Genomic DNA, 23434 nt, shown 5'->3' with positions numbered 1-23434 from the left:
CAAGGTCGCCTACTACGTGTGTCTCGAACCCGCATGAGTATCCATTGCTCAGCGCGAATCCGTCCTTGAGGTTGCGCGGGCCGGTTCCGGCGGCGAGCATGGGTGCGCGGCGACATTCTGGCACCGCACCGATGGTGTCGCACACCGCGCGTCGCCGCCGACATGCGTGGGAGCCACCGTGACTGCGACGACGCTTGCCACCACGGCGGTGCACTGGCCGCTCGTGGGCCGATCGACCGAGGTACAGCACCTGTCCGCGCTGCTCGGCGCCACCGACGAGGCGGGCGTCCTGCTCATCGGTGAGGCCGGCGTCGGCAAGTCCCGGCTGGCGCAGGAGGTTGCGCAGCGGTGTACGGACGGTGGCATGCTGGTGTCGACCCTGTCCGGCTGGGAGGCGGCCGACGGGTTGCCGCTCGCCGCGGCCGCCCCGCTGCTGCCCGCCGCGGGCGGCGACGGGCTGGCCCGCGCGTACGCCGCGGCCACCCGGGCGCTGCGGCAGCGGGCCGCGGACCGGCCGGTGCTGCTGCACATCGACGACGCCCAGCACCTCGACGCCGCGTCGACCGCCCTCGTGCAGCACCTGGCCGGCGCCGTGCCCGCCAAGCTGCTCGTGACGGCCCGGCCCGAGGCGATGGACGCCCCGGCGCTGCGTGCGCTACGGGATCGGCCGACGCTGCAGCGGGTCTCGATCGGCCCGCTGCGACCGGCGGCCGTCGACGCGCTGATCCGCGCCGCGCTCGGCGGCCCGGTCGACCGGCTCACCCTCGGCCGCCTCGCCGGCATCACCGGCGGAAACCCGCTGTTCCTGCGCCATCTCGTCGACGCCGGGCTCGCCGCGGGGCAGCTGCGCCCGGTCGACGGGCTGTGGCGCTGGCACGGCACGATCTGCTCCCACCAGGGCCTGCGCGATCTCGTCGCCGACGTCCTGCGCCGCCTCGACACGCAGGAGCGCGCCGCGCTGCGGTACGTGGCGCACGGCGAGCCGATGTGCGCCGACGCGCTGGAGACGCTGGCACCGCTGCCGGTCCTGGAAGCGCTGGAGCGGCGGCAGCTGATCCGGGTCGACCGCTCCGCCCACGGGCTGCTGGTGCGCTGCGGCCACCCGCTGTACGGCGAGCTGATGCGGGCCACCGCCACGGCCCGGGAGCGCCGGGAGGTCTACCGGCGGCTGGCCGACGCGGTCGACGCGGCCGGCATGCCCGGCCCCGGCGCGCACCTGCGGTCCGTGCTGTGGCGCCTGGCGGCCAAGGAGCGGGTGCCCGTGCCGCACATCCTGCGCGCCGCCCGTGACGCCCTGGACCGCGGCGACGCGGTCCGGGCCGAGTCCCTCGCGCGCAGCGCTGGAGCGGCCGGGGTGGAGGTGCTGGCCGGTGCGCTCGTCGCTCAGGACAAGGCGGTCGCGGCCGAGGCTCTGCTCGACGCGGAGCACGAGCACCTGCCGGCGGCCGATCGCGCCGGCGTGGCGGCGCTGCGCGCCCTCAACCTGTTCTGGGGCCTGCGCCGGCCGGAGCTGGCCGCGGCGGTCGTCGCCCGGGCCCGCCGGACCCTGCCCGCGGAGCAGCGCGACGACCCGCGGCTCGGCGTGGCCGCCCTGGCGCTGTCCGTGTTCGGTGCCGGCCACGGCGACGGGACCCTGCTCGACGGCGTCACCGGCAGTGTCGTCGGCGGCGCTGCGTCGGCGATCCGCGCGTACGCCGCGGTCTTCGCCGGCGCCCCGGCCCGGGTCGTCGCCGGGTTCCGGGACGGCGACCTGGCGGCACCCCGAGCGTGGGCGTCGATGCGCGGCGCGGCCGCCGCCTGTCACGTCCACGCGCTCGTCATGGCCGGCGAGCTGTCCGCCGCACTGTCCACCGGGCGCGCGTACCACCGGGCGGCGCTGACCCGCGGCGCCGCGTCGGAGGTGGCGATGCTGTCGCTGGAGCTGGGGGTCTGCGAGGTGTGGGCCGGACGCCCGGCGCGTGCGCTGCCGTACCTGCGGGAGGCCCGGGCCCTCGTCGACGAGCACACCCCGTTCCCCATCCAGACGTACGTGTTCAGCGAGTACGCCGCCTGTCAGGCCGCGCTCGGCCGCGGCGCGGCGGCCGCCTCGGCGGTGCGGCACATGCGCGCGCGATTACCGTCCGGTTCGGTGCTCACCGGGCACCTCGACATGGCGGAGGCGCGGAGCCGGGCCCACGCCGGTGACGCCACCGGCGGCGCCCGGCTCGCCGCGGCGCTCGGCGAGCGGTACCTCGCCCTGAACCGGCTCACCAGCGCCGCCGACAGCCTGTACCTGGCCGGTCGGTTGCGGCCGTGTGCCTCGGTGGCCGCGGCGTTGCGGCTGGCCGCGGACCGCGCAGACAGCCCGCTGTTCGTGCTCTTCGCCGACCACGTCGAGGCGCTGGTGCAAAGCGACGCGGACCGGCTCGCCGCCGCCTGCGAAGGCCTGGCCGGGCTGGGCTACGCGGCGGTCGCGCTGGAGGCCGCGGCATCCGGCGTCCGGCTGGAGGGGACGGTGCGCGACAGCAGGTTCCGGCCGTTGCTCGCGACACTGGGGGAGCGGTGCGAGGGGTTCGTGCCGCAGTGGGCGGAGGGTGTCGCCCGGCCGGCCGCGCTGACGGGCCGGGAACGCCAGATCGCCGACCTGGCCGCCACCGGCCTGCCCAACGAGGCCATCGCCCAGCAGCTGCGGCTGTCGGTGCGGACCGTCGGCAACCACCTCTACCGCGTGTACCGCAAGCTCGGCGTAACCGGCCGTGACGGCCTCGCCCGGGTGCTGGCCGCGCCCGCGTCCCGGACGGCCATCGGATGACCACCGGCCGGGACGGGGCACGGTCCTTACGCGCTGAGTGCGGTGACTTCGGTGATGCTTGCCCAGCCGTTGCCTTCGGCGTTGTTCCACCAGGCGTACTTCACGTAGCGGGCTTGGCGGGCGGGGAAGCCGGTGACTTCGGGTTGGAGTGTGGTGCCGCTGCTGCGGCCTTCCCAGGCCTTCACGTAGGTCACGTTGTCGACCGATGTGTAGATGGTGTAGTCGTTCCAGCGCAGGTTCCCGCGGTGCCACGCGACGCCGGCGCCGCAGATGGTGCGTTGGGTGCCGAGGTCGACGGTGAGGTAGGCGCCGAAGCCGTAGCCGGACCAGCGGGTGGTCAGGTTGCCGTCGACGGCGTACTGCGGTGGGTTGACGGCCTCGTAGGTGTTGGCCGACACTCCGGCCACCGGCTGCGCACGGTTGCACGTGGCCCGAGGGTCGATCTCCCGGACGCTGAGGCGGGTCACGTCGACGTCGGAGGCGAGATCCCACCGGAGCGTCGCGATCGGCCCGCCCCAGCGCACCACCTCGTCGCGGGTGCCACCGCAGCGGTTGTCCTCGTCGATCGCCCAGCCGCCCTGGTCGTCGTAGGATGCGACCGCGGTCCAGGTGTTGGTGTTGGAACGGTCCAGGTACGTCTCCATCCGCACCCCGGTGGGGGTGTTGAACATGACGGCCTTGAAGCCGACGAGCTTGCCCTGCACCGATGCTCCGGAATGCTGCCAGGAGCCGCTCGCGTAGCCGTCACCGCCGTCGTGGAACAGCTCCTTCTGCCACCGCGTGGCGCCGTCGCGGTAACGCAGGTTCGCCTTGTACGCCGTACCCCAGCAGGTCTCCGGGGTGTCGCCGTTTCCGGTGTGCCGGGCGCCGCGGGCGTACCAGGTGAACTCCTCGTCGGTGTTGGAGGTCTTGTTGAGCCGGACGTAGCCGGTGAGCTCCACGTCGCGCCAGTCGGACGCGTCGTGCTGGTACCCCACCCTGCGCAGCGTCGGCTGCGACCACACCAGGTCGTCCTCGTCGTCGTGGTCGTAGGTGGCGCTCAACACGCCCAGTCTGGTGTCCGCCTCGGTCACCTTGAAGGTGCCGTCCGGGTTGCGCTTGAGCGCCGGCCCGTCGAGCTGATCGTCGGCGGCCGGGTTGTCGTCGAGTCGCCACTCCTGCCCGCCGGCCTTCGTCGGGTACATCATGGCGACGCCGTCGACGTCGTTGCCGATCGGAGTCGCGGCCGCGGCTGCCGCGGGCCCGGCCGCCGCCGCGGTGAGCACGGTCGTGGCGGCCAGCGCCAGGACGGTCATCCCGAGCAGCGCCCGGCGCCCGGGTGCGGGTGCGCGGTCGGGTCCGGGTCTGGATCGGGGTGCGGTTGTGGGCATGGGTACGGCCTCCGTTCCGGTGGGCTACACGACGCGACACCTGCGCACCGTGCCTTCACCGTCGTCCTGGCGGCGGGTGCCGGTCATGAGCGATCCGTACTCAATCGCCGTGCCGCACTGCCGGGGACACTCCGATGACCACGGGGCCCGGGGTGTCCGCGGCCGTGGAGCGCTGGCCGCTCGTCGGCCGCGCGGACATCGCCCGGCGCGCCGTCGAACTGCTGCGGCGGTCCTCCGCCGTGGTGGTCACCGGCGAGGCGGGGCTGGGCAAGTCGCGGCTGGCCCGGGTGGTCCTCGACCGTTGCGGTACGGGCGGCGCGCTTGTCGCCCGTACCGCCGCCACCGCCTCCCCGGTCGCCCCGCCGGCCGTTGCGGCACTGCTCACGGACGCGGGCGCCGGCTCCTCCCTGGCCGAGGCACCGTCGGTCGCCGCCGCGGCGCGGGCGCTGCGTGCGCTCGCCGGGGGCCGCCCGACGGTGCTCAGCGTCGACGACGCGGACCGCCTGACCCCGGCGGACGCCGCGCTCGTGCACGAACTGGCGGAGCGGACCGGCGCGGGCCTGCTGCTCACGGCGCGCCCCGACGCCGGTGCCAGCCCGCCCTGGTGGCAGCGGCGACCGGTCGTGGAGCTGCCGCTGCGGCCGCTGCCGCTGCGGGCCACGGCGGCCCTGCTCACCGGCGCGCTGGGCGGCCCGGTCGACGGGATGACGGTCCGCGGCCTGTGGCGGGCGGCGCGGGGCAACCCGCTCGTGCTGCGCCGGCTGGTCGGTGTCGGGCTCACCTGCGGCCGGCTCGTCGCCGTCCGGGACGTGTGGTCCTGGCGCGGTGCGGTCGGCGATCCCCGTCGCTGGCTCGACCTGACGGCGGTGGACGCGGAGCCGTTGCCGGACGGCGGCTCTGAGGTGCTGGAGTACCTGGCGGTGGCGGGGCCGCTGCCCGAGGCGGTCCTGCGCGCGGTGGTCGCCGGTCCCGCCCTCGACGCTCTCGTCAGCGCCGGGCGGGTCGTGCGGACGACCGGCGCCGCGGGCACGGTACTGCGCCCGGCGCACCCGCTGCAGGTGGAGGGCGTCCTGCCGTCCGTCGGGTCGCTGCGCCGTCGCCGGCTCTTCCGCGACCTGGTGCGGGCCGCCGACCCGGCCGGCGGCGATCGGCCGAGAGGACCGCTGCAGGCGTGGTGGCGGCTGGAGGCGGCCGAGCCCGTCCCGCCGGCCACACTGCTGGCCGCGGCCGGGGACGCGCTCGGCACCGGGCGTCCGGCGCTCGCTGCCCGGCTGGCTCGGCACGTGCCCGGCCGCGACGGCGCCCTGCTGCACGCCGAGGCGCTGGTGGCGCTGGGCCGGGCCGGTGAGGCCGAGCGGATCCTGTGCCAGCTGTGCCTCGACCGGCCCGACGATCCGCGCGCCGCGGCCACCCGCGTGCTGAACCTCTTCTGGGGACTGTCGCGCACCGACGAGGCGGCGGCCGAGGTCGAGCGGGCCCGGCAGCATGTGCCACGTCCCGACGGCTCGGTGGAGCTCACGATCGCCGCACAGGCCGTCGCGCTCTTCACCGGCGGGGCCGGGGCGCCGGTCGACGCGCGGGGCGGCGGGCCGCTGATCCGGGACGTCGCCGAGGCGCTGGGGACCTACCTGTTGACCTTCCGCGGGCAACCGGGACAGGTGTGTGTCGAGCGCGACCCGGAACCGGCGCCGGCGGTCTGGACGGCGGTACGCATGTCGACCCGGGCCTGCCAGGCGTATGCGCTGGTCCTGACCGGCCGGCTCCGCGAGGGGCTCGCGCTGGCCCGGCGGCACTACGCGGGGGCGCTGCGGCGGTCCTGCGTCGAGGAGGCCGCGGTAGCCGCGCACGCCGTCGGCGTCGCCGAGTGGTGGTCTGGCCAGCCGGCGCGGGCACTGCCGGCGCTGCGCGAGGCGTACGCGCTGGCGGACGAGCGGACGCCGTTCCCGGTACGGGTGTTCATCGCCGGGCAGTACGCGGTGTGCCTGGCCGCGCTCGGCGAGGCGGACCGGGCCGGGCGGATCCTCGCCGCGATCGACGACCGGGTGGCCCCGGGCAGCACGCTGTGCGACCGGGTTGAGCTGGACCGGGTGCTCGTCCTCGCCTACGGCGGCCGGCATGCCCACGCCGCCGACCGCGCCGACCGGCTGGCCGAGCGGTACCTCGCCGCGGGCCGGCTCACGACCGGCGTCGAGTGCGCGTACCTGCACGTCCGGCTGGCACCCGCCCGGTCCGCGGCCGTCCGGCGGCTGCGGGACGCCGCTGCCCGCTGCGACAGTCCGCTGTTCGACCTGTTCGCCGAGCACGCCGAGGCGTTGCTGCGCGGCCGGGCGGCGCCGCTGCTGCGGGTGGCGGACCGGTTCGACGCGCTCGGGTATCACGGCTTCGCCCTCGAGGCCGCCGCCGCGGCCGCCCACGGCCCGGCCGCGCCGGCGGCGGCGAATCGGGCGCGGCAGCGGGCGGCCGAGCGCTGCGCCGGCCACGCGCCGCCGTGGTTGCCGTCCCCCACCGCCTCCGCCCGGCTGACCGCCCGGGAGCGGGAGGTGTGCGCGCTCGCCGCCGCCGGGCTGCGCAACGGCGAGATCGCGCAGCGGCTCGGCATCTCGGTGCGTACCGTGGGCAACCTGCTGCAGCTGTCCTACACGAAGCTGGCGATCGGCAGTCGCCGGCACCTCGCCGAGCGGCTCGCGCTCGCCCCGCTGGCCGCCGGCGGCGGGTGAGGCCCGCCGCCGGCCCGCCGCGTCACTGGCTGAGCGCGGTCGCCTCGGTGATGCTGGCCCAGCCGTTGCCCTCGGCGTTGTTCCACCACGCGTACTTCACGTAGCGGGCCTGCCGGGCCGGGAACGTGGTGACCTCGGGCTGCAACGTCTTGCCGCTGCTGCGGCCCTCCCACGCCTTCACGTAGGTCACGTTGTCGACCGACGTGTAGATCGTGTAGTCGTTCCACCGCACGTCACCACGATGCCACGCCACCCCGGCACCACAGATGCTCCGCTGAGCGCCCAGATCGACCGTCAGGAACGCCCCGAAACCGGAACCCGACCAGCGCGTCGTCAGGTTGCCGTCGACCGCGTTCTGCGGCGGGTTGATGGCCTCATAGGTGCTGGCCGACACCCCCGCCACCGGCTGCGCGCGGTTGCAGGGGCCGCCGCCGGAGCGGGCCGGGTCGACGTCGGGGAACGTGGCGCGCTGGTCGCCGATGCGCAGTGCGTCGTAGTACATGGTCCGCTGCGTGGTGTCCGACGGGTTCGTGCTGCCGGGTTTCCAGTCCCACTTGTAGATGCCGAACTTGAAGTACGGCGAGCCCTGCGAGTCGGCGTGCGTGCGGCCCTGGAAGCCAAACTTGTACACGCCGTTGCGCCACACCTCCAGCAGCCCGCCTCCGTCGGTGCGCCAGACGACGTGGAACACCCAGTCGGTCCAGGTGCCCGTGCTGTAGGCGTCGAGGTCCACTTTCTGCGAGCGCAGCGGCATGTCGAGCATCCACCGGCCCTTCTCGGTCATCAGCGCCAGCGGCGGGGAGCCGCCGGTGCACCGGCCCGCGTCGCACTGGTGCCACTGGCTGACGATCTCCGGCGACCGGTCGTACACCCACGAGGTGGGCAGGTAGATGCTGAACCCGTACCACCGCTCGACGTTGGCCGGCTGGTTGTCGTACTGGTTGAGCTCGGAGCGCTTGCCGTTGGAGACGATCGCGTCGTCCTTCTTGAGGTCGAACTTGGCGGCGTATCCGCCGTCGCGCTTCACGTCGCTGACGATCTGGATCGAATCGGTGCGGGCGGCCTGCTTGATCCAGCCGGGCGGGGGCACAGTACGGTCGGCCGGATCCTCGAAATTGAGCGTCTCGAACACGCCGACCGGGTCGGCCTGGGCCGGGGCCGCGGGCGACACCAGCGCCAGTCCGGCCGCGGCCAGACCGCACGCCAGCAGCGCCCGCAGCGGCCGCCATCGTGATGTCATCGGGGGTACCTCCTCTGTGGGTGTTCGCTGTCGAAGGTGTCGGGCGGCTCAGTGGCAGGCGACCGGGCCACCCTGATCGCGCGTGGCGCCGTCGATGTCGACGAACCGCCACGTGTAGTCGTTCGTGCCGAGGTCGAGGCGCAGGACGCCGTGGGTGCCGGCGATGCGCCGCTCGCTGTTGGCGACGGTGGCGCCGAACGGGCGCAGGCCCGCGCCGCCGGTGCCGACGACGAACTCGCGGATGCCGGCCGGGGACGCGACGCCGTCGGGGCGCTGCGGCGCGAACCGCTCGTAGTCGTGGTCGTGGCCGTTGAGGACCAGGTCGGCGCCGGCGGCGTACAGCGCGTCCCAGAACGGCTTCACGTTGGGGAAGTTGCCGTGGCCGCTGCCGGAGCTGAACTTCGGCCGGTGCCAGTAGGCGGCGATGCAGGGCTTGGTGGTCGCGGCCAGGTCGGCCCGCAGCCAGGCTAGCTGGGCGCCGCCCTCGTTGCGGTCGTACTCCGAGTTGAGCGACACGATGTGCCAGTTGCCGAGGTCGAAGCTGTACCAGCTGGCTCCCTGGGGCTTCGCCGCCGGGCCGAAGTAGCGGAAGTAGCCGTCGGCGCCGGCCACCTCGTATTCGTGGTTGCCGGGCGTGGGGTGGAACCGTCCCTTCAACGGCCCCCACGTCTTGTCGAAGTACCGCAGGAAGTCCTCGTAGGTGTCGTTGCCGTTCTGCTGGTCGCCCAGCCCGAGGATGCGCGCCGGGTTGATCTGCCCGGTCAGCGCCGCCGTACGGGCGGTCGGGCAGTCGGCGGTCACGCACGTCTGCGAGATGTCACCGACCGCCACGACGGTCTGCGTGCCGCCCGTGGCGTCCACACCGAGGACCGCGGCCTCGCTGATGCTGGCCCACAGGTGCTGCGAGGCGTTCTGCCAGAAGGCGATCCGGACGAAGCGCGCCTCGTGCGGGGTGAACGCGTAGGTCTCCATCGCCCGCGTGGTGCCGGTGCTGCGGCCCGCGTTGACGTTGCGGTACGTCGTGCCGTCCGCGGACGTGTAGACGGTGTAGTCGTTCCAGCGCTCGTCACCGCGGAACCACGCCACCTGCACCGCGCACAGGGTGGCCCGGGCGGGCAGTTCGAGCTGGAGGTAGGCGCCGAAGCCGTAGCCGGACCAGCGGGTGTCCAGATTCCCGTCGACGGCCTGAGCGGGTGGGTTGACATCCTCGTACGTGCTGGCGCTGACCACCGACGGCGTCTGCCGTGTGCCACAGCCGGTCACGGCGGATGCGGCGAGCGGGTCGGCCGGTGGCCGGGCGTGTACGGGGGCCGCGGCCGCGAGCACCACGACGATCGTGAACAGGACGAACAGGGGTCGACGGAGCATGGTCCCTCCTGCGCGGCGGATTCGACCACCCCGCGACACCTCGCGGGCGAGCGGTCACCGACAGGACCAGAATCGAGGTGCTCCGATCCGGACGCATGAGTAGATGACACTCAAACCTTCAGCTACTGACGCCTCTCGCGGCCCTTGGTGAGCCTCGGTAGCAGCTGACGCCACCAGGGGGTCGCCTTCGCCAGTTCGCCGCGCACCACCCCGTTGAGCGTCCACGCGTGATCAGCGTCGCCGGCGGTCGGTTGCGCGGCCGCGTATCCGGCGGCGTCGGCGAGCCGGGCCAGTCTGCGGGTCGGCTCGCCGACGGCGGGGAAGCGCTCCGCCGCCGCGGCGGCGACCTGCCCGGATGTCGTGGACGGTGGCCAGGCGAGGCCGGCGTCGGCGTACCGGTCGAGGGCGTCCAGCCAGGCGCCGTAGATGCGCCGGCGCGGGTCGGGCGCGGTCCGTCTGCGCCGTCTGACGAGGCCCCGCGAAACGGGGCGGGCGGCGAGCAGCATGACGGCGACGCCGGCAGCCAGTCCGGCAATGATCCACTGTGGACCGTTGCCGGCCGCTGGTCCGCCGGTTGCCGAGGAGTCCACTGTGGAGTCGCTGGAGGGTGCGGTCAGGGGTGCCGGGGTCGTGGTGGGTGCGGGCTCGACGGGTTCGTCCTGCTCGGCCGGCTGCGGCTCCGGCGCACGCTGACGCGAGCCCGGCGTCGGGTAGAACCCGACCCATCCGGCGCCGGCGAAACGGACCTCGGCCCAGGCGTCGACGTCCCGTTCGGTGATCCTGCCGGGTGTCGACGGGCGGAAGCCGACGACGACCCGGGCGTCGTAGCCGAGGGCCCGGGCCATCAGCGCGTACGCCGACGCGTACTGTTCGGCGGTGCCTGAGTGGCTGGTCAGCAGCCGGTCGATCTGGAACAGGCCGTGGCCGGTCGGTGGCCGGTTGGACGAACTCACGGAGAAGCCGCCGTCGAACGCGAGCTGGTCGGCGAGCTGGCGCAGCGCCGGGTATCCACCGTTCGCGCCGGCCAGCCGGGTCGCGTGACCGACGAGTGTCGCGGGCGGCCGTTCTCCGGTGTACGCGGCGGGTGTGTCACCGGCGAGCGCGGCCGGGTCGGGCTCGGTCACCAGGCTGCGGACCGTGTACTGCCGCGGAACCGGGCGGCCGGCCGGCATGACGACGTCACCGGTCTGCGTGTCGACGCCGAGCCCGGTTTCGGAAACCTGGACCGGTCGGCCGGTCGCGACGAGCCAGCCGAAGGTGCCGGGGTCCTCGACGTGCACCTCGTCCTCGACGGTGACGCCGTCCCGGTCGGGGGCCGGCAGGCGGGTCCCGGCACGGCGGTACGTGGCGGCGCTCGTCCAGTACGTCCCGTCGAACCGGTCCAGCGTCGCGAACCGCAGTCGCGTCGAGGGCTGCGCCGACCGGACGGTGAGCCGCAACGTCAGCTTGCCGGACCTGAGGGCGGGGTACTGGGCGAGCGGGCTGGTCCCCTCCCGTGGCTGGACGGTCTGGTCGGCGAGGAGCCGCAGGTCGACCGGTTCCGGGTCACCGGCGAGGGTCAGCAGCGGAGTGGCGAGCAGCCCGCCGGCGGCACCGATGGCGGCGAGGGCCAGCAGGGCGACCGATGGCAGCAGCCGGAATCCGGCGGAGGCCGTCGAGACCGGTCGGCGTTCGCGGGCGGTCATCGCGAGCAGCCCGACGGTGACGGTGACGAACGCCGGCGCGAGCCAGGTGGCCGGACGGCCCGGGACGGCGAGCAGGACGGCGATGCCGGTGCCCAGGACCGGGGCGATCAGCGACCACCCGGCGGCGGTGCGGCGCAGCGCCGGTTCGACCGTGCCGATCGCGACGAGCCCGGCGAACAGCGTGCAGGCCGCGAGCTCGGCGCCGTCGGGGTCCAGCGGCGGGATGCTGGTCAGCAGCCGGAACGGGCCGGCGGCGAGCTCCGCCGGGGACAGCCCGAAGATCAGCAGCACGTACCCGGCGAGCGCGGCGAGTGCGATCGTCAGCCTGGTGACCGGCGGGACGCGCCGGGCCTCGCCGGACGCGGCCGTCACGAGCAGACACGTCAGCGGCGCGAGCGCGACGGCGCCGAGCATCGGCAGCGCGTACGCCGGTTCGGTCAGCGCCTCGACGCCGGTCCGCCCGTATGCGGGCGCCAGTGCGACGACCGGGGCGAACGCGAGCAGTCCGGCCAGTCCGGCGCGCGGCAGCGCCGCGCCGGGTTTCCTCGCGGTGGGGCCTGTCACGGCCGGTCGGGTCGCCGTTTCGGTCACCGTCCACCGCCGAGCCGGGTGTACGCCTGCGCGGCCACCTCGACGGTCGGCGCGGAGATGATCGAGACCCCGGAGCGCAGCGACGTCCCGGTCGAGTCGCCGATCTGCACGAGCACGATGCGGGCGTACCGTCGCCGCTGCGCACCCAGGAGCGGGACGAGCCCGCCCGGTTCACCACTGACGACGACGATCGTCCCGCCGCCGGGCGTGCCGCGGACCATCGCGAGCAGTCCGGTTTCGTCGCCGCCGTCCTGGACGGCCGCGGCGAGCCGGTCGAGCGCGGTGACCGGCGGCGGGTCCGTCGGCGTGCTGCACAGCAGCGTGACCGGGTGGCCGCCGCGGCCGGCGGCCGACACCACCGACGCGGCGAAGGCAACCGCCTCCTCGAACCGCTCCGGTGACAGCACCGCCGCGCGGGTGTCCAGCAGGACCGTGGTGGACGGTTCGGTGGTGTCGACGCGGTCCTGCACGACGAGGTCACCGACGCGGGCCGTGGTCCTCCAGTGGATCTGCCGGAAGTCGTCGCCGGCGCGGTACTCCCGCAGCGACGCGAACGCGGTCGAGCCGTGCTGCGCGCGGTCGATCATCTCACCCTCGAAGTCGACGGCGACGCCGATCGGCAGTGCCTTGAGCGGGTGGATCTTCGGGTGCACCCAGATCCACAGTGCGGGGGCGAGCGGCTCGCCGCGGCGGACCAGCCCGAGCGGGTCGCGGCGTTCCAGCCGGACCGGTCCGAGCGCGATGACGCCGCGGCGGCGGGTGCTGATCTCGTACGAGTCGGCGAACCGCGCGCCGGGCGCCAGCGGCGGGACCGTGATCCGCTGCGGTTCGCGGTCGAAGGAGTCGAGGACCTCGAAGACGCCGGTGGGCAGCCGGCCGGCGTTGACGACCGTGACGTCGGCGCGAACCGCGTCGCCGACGGTCAGCCGGGTCCGGGTGGCGGCACGGGTCACGTCGAGGCGGGCCGGTAGGAGTACCAGGGCGACCGCGCCGAGCAGCAGGGTCAGCCCGGCGACGCCGATCCCGACGAGCGCCGGCAGGCCGGCGGTCAGGCCCGCCGCGGCCAGCACGCCGCCGCCGAGCCCGACGACCAGGCCCGTGCCGGTGGGTCTCATCGGCGTCCGGCCACCTCCGGCACCGGCACCGGCACCGTTTCGAGAACGTCGCGGAGGATGTCTGCGGGGTGGACGCCCTCGATCTCGGCCTGCGGGCGGACCAGGAGCCGATGGGCGAGCGCGGCGACCGCGACGGCCCGGACGTCGTCGGGGACGACGTAGCCGCGTCCGTCGGTCGCGGCCCAGGACTGCGCGGCGCGCAGCAGCGCGAGGCTGCCGCGGGGACTGACGCCGAGCTGCAGCCGCGGGTCGGCGCGGGTCGCGGCGGCGATGCGGGCCACGTAGTCGGCGATCTGCTCGGCGACGTGCACCTGCTGGACGTACTCGATCATCCAGCGGATCTGCTCGACGGTGGTGACGGGGGTGAGCCGCGCGGCGGTCCCGGTGCGGGAGCGGCCCAGCAGCAGGTCCCGCTCGTCGTCGACGTCCGGGTAGCCGATGCTGATCCGCAGCAGGAACCGGTCGAGCTGCGCCTCCGGGAGCCGGTAGGTGCCTTCGAGGTCGACCGGGTTCTGGGTGGCGACGACCAGGAACGGCACGGGCACCGGGTAGCTGCGCCCGTCGACGGTGACCTGCCGCTCCTCCATCACCTCCAGCAGCGCCGACTGCGTCTTCGGCGACGCGCGGTTGATCTCGTCGGCGAGGACCAGATGGGCGAAGGTCGGGCCGGGCCGGAAGGAGAACTCGCCGCTGTGCTGGTCGTAGACGGTGCTGCCGGTGATGTCGGAGGGCAGCAGGTCGGGGGTGAACTGGATGCGGTGCCAGTCGGCGTCGATCGACGCGGCGATCGACTTGGCGAGGGTCGTCTTGCCGACGCCCGGCACGTCCTCGACGAGGAGATGCCCGCCGGCGAAGAAGCAGGTCAGCGCGAGACGGATGGCGTCGGGTTTGCCGGTGAGCGCGCCTGAGACGTTGCCATGGACGGCGGTGTACTGCTCGGCGAAGTAGCCGGCCGGGTCGCTTGCCTGGGACATCGGGGCACTCCTTCACTTACCGCCGGTGGCGGCCAGGCACGGGGCTGGTGGTCCGGGCGGCGGCGGCACGTCGGTCATGACGAGCGCCCAGATCTGGTAGCAGTACTCGGTCCGGGGGTCGAGCCCGCGCACCAGGTACGGCGACGGCTGGTCCTTGGGCGCGTCGCCGATCTTCTCGCGGTCCCGGAAGATCACGTACGAGACGAAGCCGGGAATGGTGGAGGCGTCGCGGAAGTCCAGCCGGACGACGCCCGCCTGGGGTGACGTGGCGGTCACCGGCACCGGGTAGAGCTGGCTCTTCGGACCGGCGGCGCTGCTGGTCCCGGCCGTCGCGGGGCTGCCGGTGCTGTCGGGCCGGCCGGTCCAGAGGCCGACCGCGGCCGCCGCGACCAGCAGCGTCAGCAGGCCGAGGATCGGCGCCAGCAGGCGCCGCCGGGCCGGCGCGGGCGCGGGCGCGTCCGGCACCGGCAGGGTCGCCCCGGCGGTGGGTTGCAGATCGTCGTGGACGACCGACCGGGACCGCGGGCCGGTCGGCGCGGGCTCCCCCACAGGCGGTGCGCCGGTGTCCGGCGCGGGCTCTCCCTCAGGCGGTGCACCGGTGTCCGGTGCGGCGTCCCGGAAGGCGACGCCGGCCGGCCGGGCCGGGGTCGGCGGCGGCGCGTCCGGCGGCAACGTCCCGGTGTGCCCTTGCAGGTCGGCGAACCGCTCGGCGAGGGCGGCCGCCTCGGGCCGGTCGGCGGGCCGCTTGGCCAGGCAGGCCTGGATCACCGACCACACCGGGTCGGCGAGCCCGTCGGGGCGGGCCGGTTCCTCCTCCAGGTGCGCCCGCAGCAACGCCATCGGGTGGTCGCCGGCGAACGGCCGGTGGCCGGCCAGCAGCTCGTACGCGGTGACGCCGAGGGCGTACACGTCGACGGCCGGGCTCGCGGGCCGGCCCATCGCCAGCTCGGGCGCCAGGTACGCGGGGGTGCCGACGACCATGGACTGCTGGGTCAGGTCCTCGCCGCCGGCGACCTTCGCGATGCCGAAGTCGGTGAGCCGGGCCCACGGCTCGCCGCCGCGCCAGGTGATCAGTACGTTCTCCGGCTTCACGTCGCGGTGCACGATGCCGGCGGCGTGGACCGTGGCCAGTGCCGCGGCGACCTGGGCGAGCACGGTCACCGCCCGGTCGGTCGTGAAACCGCGCTTCGCCGCGCCGCGCAGGTCGAGCCCGTCGACGAGCTCCATCACGATCGCGAGGGTGTCGCCTTCGACGACGAGGTCCAGCACCCGGACGAGGTTCGGGTGGACGACGGCCCGCAGCGCGTTGCGTTCCCGCAGGAACCGGGCGACCGCCTCGGGGTCCGCCGCGTACTCCTCCCGGAGCACCTTGATCGCCACCGGCTGGCTGTCCGCGCGGCGGATCCCGCGCCAGACCCGGCCGTTGGCGCCCTGGCCGATCACGCTGTCACGGAGGTATCCGCTGCCCAGCGGCGACCCGGCCGGGGTGTAGGGCGTCGTCGGTGGCAGCGTCGGCTGAGCCGCCGGATCGTCGGTCATGATCTCCACAGTGGGGGTGTGGTCCGCAGCGGATGGGCGGTGCGACAGCACCGCGGTGTCCACACCATAGCGACTCCCGCTCATCGCACCGACTCACGGGGTTCGGTGCTCGACGACGCCGGAACCTGTACCGCCGAGTACTGTCCACGGGTGACGAGCAGACCGCGGCCGGCCGGCCAGCCGCCGGCGGTCGAGCGCGGCAGCCGGATGTCGAACAGTTCGCCGTCCACATGCGACAGTGGGTTGAGCAGCAGACCGGTCCGCGCCCGCCGGAGCATCGCCAGCCAGCCCCGGTAACGGTGCTGCTGCAGGTCGTCGGTGGTGCCGGCGGCGACGATCACGCTGCCGGCGTCGCGGGCCGTTCGTACCAGCGTCTCCAGGGTCAGCGCCGCCGGGCCCTCGGCGAGCAGCTCCGCGTCGTCGACCAGCACCGCTACCGGCGTACCCACCTCCTGCAGCACGAGCGCGAGGTCGGCGGCGTCCTCGGTGCCGACGAGGGCGGCGGCGAGCCCGTCGAGGTCGGTCAGCGGCGACCGGCGCGGGCAGAGGGCCACGACGGGCGCCGGCCGCGCCACCAGCGACCGGGCGACCTGCAGCAGCGCGCCGCTGCGGCCGGAGCGCTGTGGCCCGGAGATCAGGAACGCGTTGCCCAGCTCCGCCAGGTCGACGTCGACCGGGCCGAGCTGGTCACCGCCGACGCCGACGGTGACCGCGCCGACGGCCCGCGGCGCGCTGCGCAGCGCCTCTGCATCGGTGCTCGTGATCATCGACGGGAGCGGGTCGACCCGTTGGGGCAGCGCGTCGGCGGGCACGCCGTCCCAGCGGTGGCGGGTCGCCGCGCAGAGCCGGTCCAGCGCGGCGGCCTGCGCGGCGCCGTCGGGTTCCGGGTCGAGCAGCGCGACCTGCACGCTCTGCCCGCCGGGGCAGGCGATCGCCCGGCCGGGCGGCATCTCACCCGGCGCCTCCCGCGGGTTGATCCCGTACGCGGCGAGGTCGTCACGGTCGGCGTGGACGAGCACCAGGCGCGTCGCGACCGCACCGGCGAGCCGGTGGGTGAACCCGGACCGGTCCGTGGACAGGACGGTCAGCACGCCGGCCGCGGGGCCCCGCCGCAGCAGCGCGTCGACGGCGTCGACGAGCCTGCCACCGTCGAGCTCGGCGAACCGGGCGTGGAACGTCTCGTACCGGTCGATGATCAGCACCAGGTACGGCAGCGGGTCCCTGGAGCCGGCCCGCTGCTCGGCCAGCGACGCGTGCCCGCCGGCGGCGAGGAGCCGCTGACGCCGGCCGATCTCGGCGTCCAGGAGCCGCAGCACACGCGCCGTGCGGTCGGTGTCGTCGCCGTCCACGTACGCGCCGCAGTGCGGCAGCCCGGCGAGCCCGGCCAGGGCGTGGTTGCCCTGGTCGAGGATGTACAGGTGGACGTCGGCGGGCCCGGCGGCGCTGGCCAGCCCGGCCGCGATCGTCCGCAGCGCCGTGGACCGGCCGCTGCGGGCCATGCCCGCGACCAGGACCGGGCCGGTCGACGCGAGGTCCAGCACGTAAGGGCGCTGCGCCTGCTGCGACGGCAGGTCGGCGAGGCCGACCGCGACGCGGACCAGGCCGTCCACCGCGGGCCCGGCGAGATCGGCGGCGACCACGACCGGCGGCAGCGGCGGCAGCCACGGGCTGGCCGGCGCGGCGAGTCCCGCGTGCTCCGCGGCGCCCCGGATCGCGTCGACGAGGACCGCCAGGTCGGTCTCGGCCCCGTCGTCGAGCGCGGCGGGCGGCGGCGGCTGGTGGCCGAGCGAGCCGACCGTCCGGGCCCGGACGAGGACCTCCGACTCGTCGGAGTCCACCACGGCGGAGCGCGGACCACCGATCCGCGCCGCCTGCAGCAGCGCCAGGTCACCGTGGCCGGCGCGCAGGTAGGCCCGGCCCGGCAGGTGCCGGGACAGTCGCACGGCGTCGGGGACGTCCACGACGTCGCTGCTCTCGCTCGCGCTGGTAACCCGCAGGCAGATCCGGAGGTTCAGGTTGGCGCGCAGCTCGGCGCTGACCACACCGGCCGGCCGTTGGGTGGCGAGGACGACGTGGACGCCGAGGCTGCGCCCGCGCATGCCGATCCCGGCGACGCCGGTGACGAACTCCGGCACCTCCTCGACCAGCGACGCGAACTCGTCGATCACGATCACCAGGCGGGGCAGCCGGCCGCCGGTCGTGGCCCAGTACTCGGCGATGTCCTTGGCCTCGGCCTCGGCGAGCAGCGCCTCCCGGCGGCGCAGCTCGGCGCTGAGCGAGGCGAGCGCCCGCGCGACCAGATGCCCGTCGAGGTCGGTGACCATGCCGGCGCAGTGCGGCAGGTTCCGGCATTCGGCGAACGCGCTGCCGCCCTTGTAGTCCACGAGCACGACGGCGAGCGCGTCCGGCGGGTTGACCAGGGCCAGGCCCGCGACGAGGGTCTGCAGCAGTTCGGACTTGCCGGCGCCGCTGGTGCCGGCGATGAGCAGGTGCGGCCCGTCCCGGCTCAGGTCGATGCTGAACGGTCCGCCGGCGCCGACCCCCAGCGGCACGGTCGCGGACCGCCCGCCGGGACTGGCGGCCCACCTGCGGGCGACCGCCTCCGCGGTGGGTGTGTGCCCGAGCCCGGCGAGGTCGAGCAGGCGCACGGTGTCCGGCAGTCCCCCGTCGTCGCCGGAGCGGCCGCCGAGGACCCGCAACGGAGCGAGGGCGTGCGCCAGCGCGGCGGCGTCGGCCGCACTGAGCCGGTCCAGCAGCATGTTGTCCAGGACCCGCCCGTCGGGGTGCCGCAGCCGGGCCCGCGTCCCCGACGGGGCGCTGATCACGGCAGTGGCCCGGCACTCAGCCGGCAGGTCTGTCTCCTCGACGTCCACGCAGATCGCGTACACCCCTGCATCCGGACCGTCGGTGAGCAGTTCGGCCAGCTCCGGCAGCCCACGCAGCCGCCGGGCCCCGTCCGCGACCACGATCATCCGGCGGCCGGCCGGCACCGACGCGCGCAGCGCCGCCTGCCGCTCGGCCCGGCGCGCCGCCACGATCCGGCGTAGCTCGGTCAGCCGCGCCCGGGCCTGCTCCGCGTCGGTGGCGATCATCCGCTGGCATGCCAGGTCGGCGGTGTGCGGGACGGTGTGCGGCAGCCAGCTCGCCCACTCCCACTCCGGTGCCTCGTCCGTGCCGGTCAGCACCACGATGCCCAGGTCGTGCGGGGCGTGCAGGGTGGCGAGGTGCGCCAGTACGGCGCGGGTCGTGGCGAGGACCGCTTCCCTGGGACCGGCCAGCCCGAGCACACCGGCCGCCGCCAGGTCGACGGTGGACGGCAGGTGTTCGACGGCGGGGATGTCGAACTCGCCGTCGAGGTCGACCCGTGCCGGCGCGGTGCCCAGTCCGAGTCGGACGTGCAGGAAGTCCTGGTCGGCCGGCCGGCGCTCGTACAGCCGCCGGCCGGGACCGCTCGCGATCCCCAGCAGGCGGGCCGGGTCGGGCCAGGCGTCACGGCCGGCCCGGCCCTGTTCGTCGGCGAGCCGCTCGAGATCGGTGACCAGGGCGGCCCGCGCCCGTTCGTACTCCTTCACCGCCGCGCGGTGCTCGTTGCGGCCGCTGCGCCGGTCGGACAGCACCGTCGCCAGCATCAGCACCGGCGACAGCGCCAGGAAGATCAGGAAGTAGCCGGCGCCGGGGAGCAGCTTGTACATGACCCCGGCGATGACCAGCGGCAGCAGGATCACCAGCAGCGGAAAGCGCACCGCTCGCGGCCGCTCCGGCCGCCGCGGCACGCTCAACCGCGCCACCGCCGCGGATGCGCCGATGCGCGGCGGCCGGTTGTACGGGACCGTCCCGTCCTCCGCGACCGGCCCGACCGGCCCGTCGGCCGGATCGACGGGCCGGACGGTGAAGACGGTCTCGCCCGCGGAGAACACCTCGCCGGGCGCGACCTCGGCGGCGCCGACGAGCCGCACCCCGCGGTGCGCGACGCCGTTGCGGGAGCCCGCGTCGGCGATCTCGAACCCGGTCGCGGTGGGCCGCGCCGTCGCGTGGACCCGGCTGACCTCGGGGTCGGCGATCACCAGGTCGTTGCTGGGTGCCCGGCCGACGCTGACCGTGCTGCCGGCGGGGAGCGCGGCCCGCGCCGCGCCGCCCGCCCCGCCGACCGCGACCAGCTCGACCCCGTCCCGGTCATGTTCCGGACCGCCTGGTCCGGCGTCGGTGCGCAGCAGCGCGCCGATCGGCACTGTCAGGTCCACCAGCCGCGCGGTGCCGGGCAGCGGCCGGCCGGCCAGCCACAGCTGCCGTCCGGCGCAGTCCAGGGCCCGCGCGAGATCCTCGACGGTCGCCCGTGCCCCGGCCCGGACCCTCGTCGCGAACTCCCGGCCGTCCGTGGCGACCCGCACCTCACGCTCCATGCCCGTGATCCGCATGTCGCCGGTTCAGCCGCCGGCCTGCTCGAGGGCGTCGGCACGCCGCCGCACCTCGTCCGCCGCGTCCTGCAACGCCACCGACAGGCGGGTCAGCGCCGGCTCGTACTCACTGCTCCACGACGAGCGGAACCGTTCCGACGCGCCGCCCTGCCAGTACGTGTTGGCCAGTGCGGTGCGCAAATCACGCAGCAGACTGTCGACCGTGCTGCTCTGCCGGGCGAAGTTGCCGTTCAGCGTGTGCAACTGCCCGATCTCGCCGCCGATCACCGACATGGGACTCTCCTTCGCTGGTGGACTGTTCGCCACTCAACGTAGGGACCGCGCCGGCACCGGCGACATCGGAAAGGCTCCCCAATCCCGGTGCCCCCGGCGGGTGCTCAGCGCAGCAGACGCAGGTCGTCGCGGGTGATCAGCTCCCGGCTCAGCGCGTACTCGGCCAGGCCGACGAGTGCGTTGTGGCCGGTCATGCCGGGCACACCGGCCTCGTCAAGTCGGGCCCGCAGGTATTCGATCCGCTTCACGAGGGTCGTGCGCGGCCAGTCCAGGCGCGCGGCCGCGGCCGCGTACGTGCGAGGGTGCGGGTCGTACTGCGGCGGCTCCCGCAGGTACCCCGCGAACAGGGCCACCATCGCCAGGCGGTCCGCCGCGCTGATCACCACGGCGGCACCGACCTCGGTCGGCACGGCAGGTGTGAGCGGCTCCGCCACGGGCTCGCCGGCCGGTAGCGGTGCGGACGGCGGTGTCAGCCGCAGATCGTGCTGGGCGAGGCTGCCATCGACGAGCACCGTGACCGGCCGCTCGACCGCGACCCGCCGGCCCGGCGGCAGGACACTGCGGAAGCCGTACTCGTCGGCGACCGCGAACGGCCGGGTGGTCGACGCGTTCGTCAACCACCAGACGTCCCCCTCCCTGGTGATCGTCCCGGCGATCCGCGAGATCGCCGCGTCACCCGGGTCCAGACAGATCGTGCACTCCTTCGCCCGCCCGAACGTCAGTCGATCTTCATCGACCAAGGTCAGCGCCTGTCCACCGCTTTCAACACGCATCCGTTGGGAAACCCTTCCCGTCCGACCGCCGCTCCGATTGACCGGCATCGTCGCTATTCTCGGCCACGCCGACAAACCGAGGGAGTGCCATGTCCGGCTTCACCGCCCGGCTCAGGTCCATGCCGCTGCGCCTACCGGGCCGCGCGTCATTGACCGGAGAACGGGTCAACCGAGCCGCCCTGGCCGTCGTGCTGTGCGGTGCTGTGATCGCGGTCGGGCTCGGCGTCGGCTACCGGTCCTCACGCGCCGCGTACGGCGACGGTGGGGCGTTCCTGCAGAAGGACACCAGGATCGTGCACGTCAACGCCGACAACCGCGACGCCGACGCCGTGGTCGCCAAGCAGCTGGCGACCGGCAAGCAGACGCTCGAGGTCGTGCAGGTCCGGCCCGGCGTCGTGTACGTCGTCAACAACGACACCGGCACGGTCACCCTGCTGCCGACCGACACCCTCGATCCGAAGACCGTCGACAAGCGACCCGACTCCCAGGGCAAGCTCACCGTGGTCAGCGGCGGCGGCGACGCGTACCTCCTCGACTCGCAACGCGGCACGGTCAGCCGGCTCGACGGCACCGCCGGGCAGCAGACCCAGGTGACCGACCTGCCGCCGGTCGACCGGGCGGTGGTCGACGGAGCCGGGACCGCCTGGGGATACGCACCCGCCTCCGGCGAGCTCGTGGAGATCGTCAAGGACAAGGTGAAGTCACGACAGCGCGTGCTCAGCGCCGGCGAGCGCGCCGAGCTGACCCTCGTCGGCGGCGCACCGGTGATCTACGTACCGCACACCGGGCAGGCCGGCATGTACGGCCCGGACGGTCCGAAGCGCGTGCTCGACCTCGACGCGACGTTCGGGGTGCTGGCCGCCCCCGGCGCGGCCGCGACCGTCGCCGTCGCCGTCGCCCGCACGGGTGAGCTCGTCCTCGGCGAGTTCAGCGACGAACGGGACGTGCGCAGGATCGCGCTGCCCGGCCGCGCCGGTCACCGGTTCGGCCCGCCGGTCATCCACAAGGACCGCGTGTACCTGCCGGACTTCACCGCCCGGCACGTGATCGTCGTGCACACCGCGAGCGGCAAGGTGGAGACCGAGCAACCGGTCCCCGGCCGCTCCGACTCGTTCCAGGTCTTCACCCGCGACGATCACGTCTGGGTCAACGACCCGCACGACAACGCCGTGGTGATCACCTTCGACGCCGACGGCCGGCCGACCACCACGGACCTCACCGACGCGACCAAGCCGAGCCCGTCGCCGAAAGCGGCGCCGAAGCCATCGGGGAAGCCGTCGGCGAGCCCCAGCGGCTCCCAGCCGTCGGCTTCGGCGAGCGCGGCGCCGCAGCAGCCGGTCACTCTGCCGAACCTGGTCGGCGTCGACCGCACCGCAGCGTGCGCGCGGCTGGCGCAGCTCAGCCGCCAACTGCGGTGCAGGCTCGTGGCCCAGCCGGACGGCCCGGCCGACACCGACAAGGTGACCGGCACCGACCCGCCGGCCGGGTCGCGGGTCAACCCGCGCAGCACGGTGACCGTCTTCTACCGTGGGCCCGCGCAGGTGCCCGACGTCACGAAGCTGCCCGCCAGCCAGGCCTGCCGGGCGTTGATCGCGGCGAGCCTGACCTGCCGGGAACAGGTCGGCGGGCTGGCCGCCGACGGCAGCCAGGTCCGGGTCGTCACCGCGCAGAGCCCCGCGCCGGGGACGGCCGCGGCGACCGGCACGCCGGTCACCGTCACCTACCCGGACATGATCGCGGTGCCGAACCTCGTCGGGCAGCCGTCCAACGTGGCCTGCCCCGCGGGTCTGACCTGCGCCCCGCACAGCCTCGGCCCGGGCACCCCGGCGTACGTGGTGATCGCCCAGCAGCCGGCCGCCGGCACGGGCCTGGCGCCGGGCGCGACGGTGACCCTCGACCACTACGCGCACGGCGGCGTGGGGAACCTGGTCGGGATGAGCCCCGACGAGGCGTGCGCGAACCTCGCGCAGCAGCAGCTGGGCTGCAACCGCAGCGACACCGCCCAGATCCTGTCGCCGATCGGTGTCGTCGTCGCGCAGGACCAGCCGCCGGGCACCGCGCTCCCGGTCGGCACCGCCGTCACGATCGCCTACCAGTCGAGGACCCCGGTGCCGATGAACCGGTTCAAGGCACCGGGCGCCAGACGCGGCAACTTCCTGTCGCCGGGCGGCGGCGGGCCCGCCGGCTGGTCGCAGCAGAGCACGATCGGGCGGCTGTATCCGGTCTCGGCCGCCGGCGGCGTACCCGGCCTCATGGTCATCTACCAGTCGCACTGCGAACGGGGCTGCGGCGAGGCAGGCGGCTACTACTACTCCGCCAACCCGAACACGCAAGCCAACTGGGTCATGGACGGGCCGGCGTTCGCCTGCTTCGTCGACCAGATCCCCGGCACCGTGCCGATCCGGGCGCTGTTCCACCCGGGCGCCGCCGCGTGGGCCTGGGCGGAGCCCGGCAGCGGCGAGTACAACGCCTTCGTGGCCGCCGGGTTCGGCTCGCAGTACGACTTCACCCTCTGCCACGTCTGGCCGCGCCCGTAACCGTCACGCGCCGCGACGTCGCGGGGAACCCTTCCCATTGAAGGGT

Annotated in this window: 13 protein-coding genes; 3 read left to right on the top strand and 10 right to left on the bottom strand. The window is 74.7% G+C overall.

Features of this window, described 5'->3' with window-relative positions; all coding sequences use genetic code 11:
* Nucleotides 1-178: 178 nt before the first annotated feature.
* Nucleotides 179-2791, top strand: a complete 2613-nt coding sequence (locus tag ABD332_RS43890; protein WP_344510129.1) for a LuxR C-terminal-related transcriptional regulator — start codon at nucleotides 179-181, stop codon at nucleotides 2789-2791.
* A 26-nt stretch (nucleotides 2792-2817) separates the two neighbouring features.
* Here ABD332_RS43890 and ABD332_RS43885 read toward each other — a convergent pair whose 3' ends face one another.
* Nucleotides 2818-4086: a discoidin domain-containing protein gene (locus ABD332_RS43885; protein WP_344510127.1), complete on the bottom strand. Its 1269-nt coding sequence runs from the start codon at nucleotides 4084-4086 to the stop codon at nucleotides 2818-2820.
* 209 nt (nucleotides 4087-4295) lie between these two features.
* Here ABD332_RS43885 and ABD332_RS43880 point away from each other — a divergent pair, with 209 nt between their 5' ends.
* Nucleotides 4296-6878 carry a helix-turn-helix transcriptional regulator gene (locus ABD332_RS43880; protein ID WP_344510125.1) on the top strand — a complete coding sequence of 861 codons (2583 nt, stop codon included), beginning with the start codon at nucleotides 4296-4298 and terminating at the stop codon, nucleotides 6876-6878.
* 22 nt (nucleotides 6879-6900) lie between these two features.
* On the opposite strand, the gene ABD332_RS43875 is transcribed toward ABD332_RS43880, so the two are convergent.
* From ABD332_RS43875 to ABD332_RS43835, 9 genes are all read right to left on the bottom strand, one after another.
* Nucleotides 6901-8118 (bottom strand): heparin lyase I family protein, encoded by a 1218-nt coding sequence (locus ABD332_RS43875; protein ID WP_344510123.1) that lies wholly within the window; start codon nucleotides 8116-8118, stop codon nucleotides 6901-6903.
* Nucleotides 8119-8166: 48 nt separating this feature from the next.
* Nucleotides 8167-9486, bottom strand: coding sequence for a discoidin domain-containing protein (locus tag ABD332_RS43870; protein ID WP_344510121.1), 1320 nt, complete (start codon nucleotides 9484-9486; stop codon nucleotides 8167-8169).
* 122 nt (nucleotides 9487-9608) lie between these two features.
* Entirely contained in the window at nucleotides 9609-11735 is a 2127-nt protein-coding gene (locus tag ABD332_RS43865; RefSeq protein ID WP_344510119.1) for a transglutaminase TgpA family protein, read from the bottom strand.
* A gap of 23 nt (nucleotides 11736-11758) precedes the next feature.
* Nucleotides 11759-12877: a DUF58 domain-containing protein gene (locus ABD332_RS43860; protein ID WP_344510117.1), complete on the bottom strand. Its 1119-nt coding sequence runs from the start codon at nucleotides 12875-12877 to the stop codon at nucleotides 11759-11761.
* The gene (locus ABD332_RS43855) at nucleotides 12874-13851 is read right to left on the bottom strand and encodes an AAA family ATPase (RefSeq protein ID WP_344510115.1); all 978 of its coding nucleotides are present in this window, start codon (nucleotides 13849-13851) and stop codon (nucleotides 12874-12876) included. Before ABD332_RS43855 ends, ABD332_RS43860 begins: the two co-directional genes overlap by 4 nt.
* Before the next feature lie 12 nt (nucleotides 13852-13863).
* Nucleotides 13864-15390: a serine/threonine-protein kinase gene (locus tag ABD332_RS43850; RefSeq protein ID WP_344510113.1), complete on the bottom strand. Its 1527-nt coding sequence runs from the start codon at nucleotides 15388-15390 to the stop codon at nucleotides 13864-13866.
* 80 nt (nucleotides 15391-15470) lie between these two features.
* Nucleotides 15471-19790 carry a type VII secretion EssC family protein gene (locus ABD332_RS43845; protein ID WP_344510111.1) on the bottom strand — a complete coding sequence of 1440 codons (4320 nt, stop codon included), beginning with the start codon at nucleotides 19788-19790 and terminating at the stop codon, nucleotides 15471-15473.
* A gap of 24 nt (nucleotides 19791-19814) precedes the next feature.
* Nucleotides 19815-20078 carry a WXG100 family type VII secretion target gene (locus tag ABD332_RS43840; RefSeq protein WP_344510109.1) on the bottom strand — a complete coding sequence of 88 codons (264 nt, stop codon included), beginning with the start codon at nucleotides 20076-20078 and terminating at the stop codon, nucleotides 19815-19817.
* Nucleotides 20079-20182: 104 nt separating this feature from the next.
* On the bottom strand, nucleotides 20183-20851 hold the full coding sequence (locus tag ABD332_RS43835) for an FHA domain-containing protein (RefSeq protein WP_344510107.1): 669 nt from the start codon (nucleotides 20849-20851) through the stop codon (nucleotides 20183-20185).
* Between the two features lie 89 nt (nucleotides 20852-20940).
* Between ABD332_RS43835 and ABD332_RS43830 the strand changes: the two genes are divergently transcribed.
* Nucleotides 20941-23388, top strand: coding sequence for a PASTA domain-containing protein (locus tag ABD332_RS43830; RefSeq protein ID WP_344510105.1), 2448 nt, complete (start codon nucleotides 20941-20943; stop codon nucleotides 23386-23388).
* The last annotated feature ends 46 nt before the right edge of the window (nucleotides 23389-23434 follow it).

The sequence above is a fragment of the Dactylosporangium maewongense genome, from assembly GCF_039531485.1.
GTDB classification, from domain to species: domain Bacteria; phylum Actinomycetota; class Actinomycetes; order Mycobacteriales; family Micromonosporaceae; genus Dactylosporangium; species Dactylosporangium maewongense.
Note: the sequence above shows the minus strand (reverse complement) of the source record. Positions and strands in the feature narration are given on the sequence as shown.

Excerpts from the sequence above, each read along its gene's own strand:
- ABD332_RS43840 (WP_344510109.1), bottom strand. The coding sequence starts at position 20,078 with ATGTCGGTGATCGGCGGCGAGATCGGGCAGTTGCACACGCTGAACGGC.
- ABD332_RS43850 (WP_344510113.1), bottom strand. The coding sequence starts at position 15,390 with ATGACCGACGATCCGGCGGCTCAGCCGACGCTGCCACCGACGACGCCC.
- ABD332_RS43855 (WP_344510115.1), bottom strand. The coding sequence starts at position 13,851 with ATGTCCCAGGCAAGCGACCCGGCCGGCTACTTCGCCGAGCAGTACACC.
- ABD332_RS43885 (WP_344510127.1), bottom strand. The coding sequence starts at position 4,086 with ATGACCGTCCTGGCGCTGGCCGCCACGACCGTGCTCACCGCGGCGGCG.
- ABD332_RS43870 (WP_344510121.1), bottom strand. The coding sequence starts at position 9,486 with ATGCTCCGTCGACCCCTGTTCGTCCTGTTCACGATCGTCGTGGTGCTC.
- ABD332_RS43875 (WP_344510123.1), bottom strand. The coding sequence starts at position 8,118 with ATGACATCACGATGGCGGCCGCTGCGGGCGCTGCTGGCGTGCGGTCTG.
- ABD332_RS43860 (WP_344510117.1), bottom strand. The coding sequence starts at position 12,877 with ATGAGACCCACCGGCACGGGCCTGGTCGTCGGGCTCGGCGGCGGCGTG.
- ABD332_RS43830 (WP_344510105.1), top strand. The coding sequence starts at position 20,941 with ATGTCCGGCTTCACCGCCCGGCTCAGGTCCATGCCGCTGCGCCTACCG.
- ABD332_RS43835 (WP_344510107.1), bottom strand. The coding sequence starts at position 20,851 with ATGCGTGTTGAAAGCGGTGGACAGGCGCTGACCTTGGTCGATGAAGAT.
- ABD332_RS43845 (WP_344510111.1), bottom strand. The coding sequence starts at position 19,790 with ATGGAGCGTGAGGTGCGGGTCGCCACGGACGGCCGGGAGTTCGCGACG.
- ABD332_RS43880 (WP_344510125.1), top strand. The coding sequence starts at position 4,296 with ATGACCACGGGGCCCGGGGTGTCCGCGGCCGTGGAGCGCTGGCCGCTC.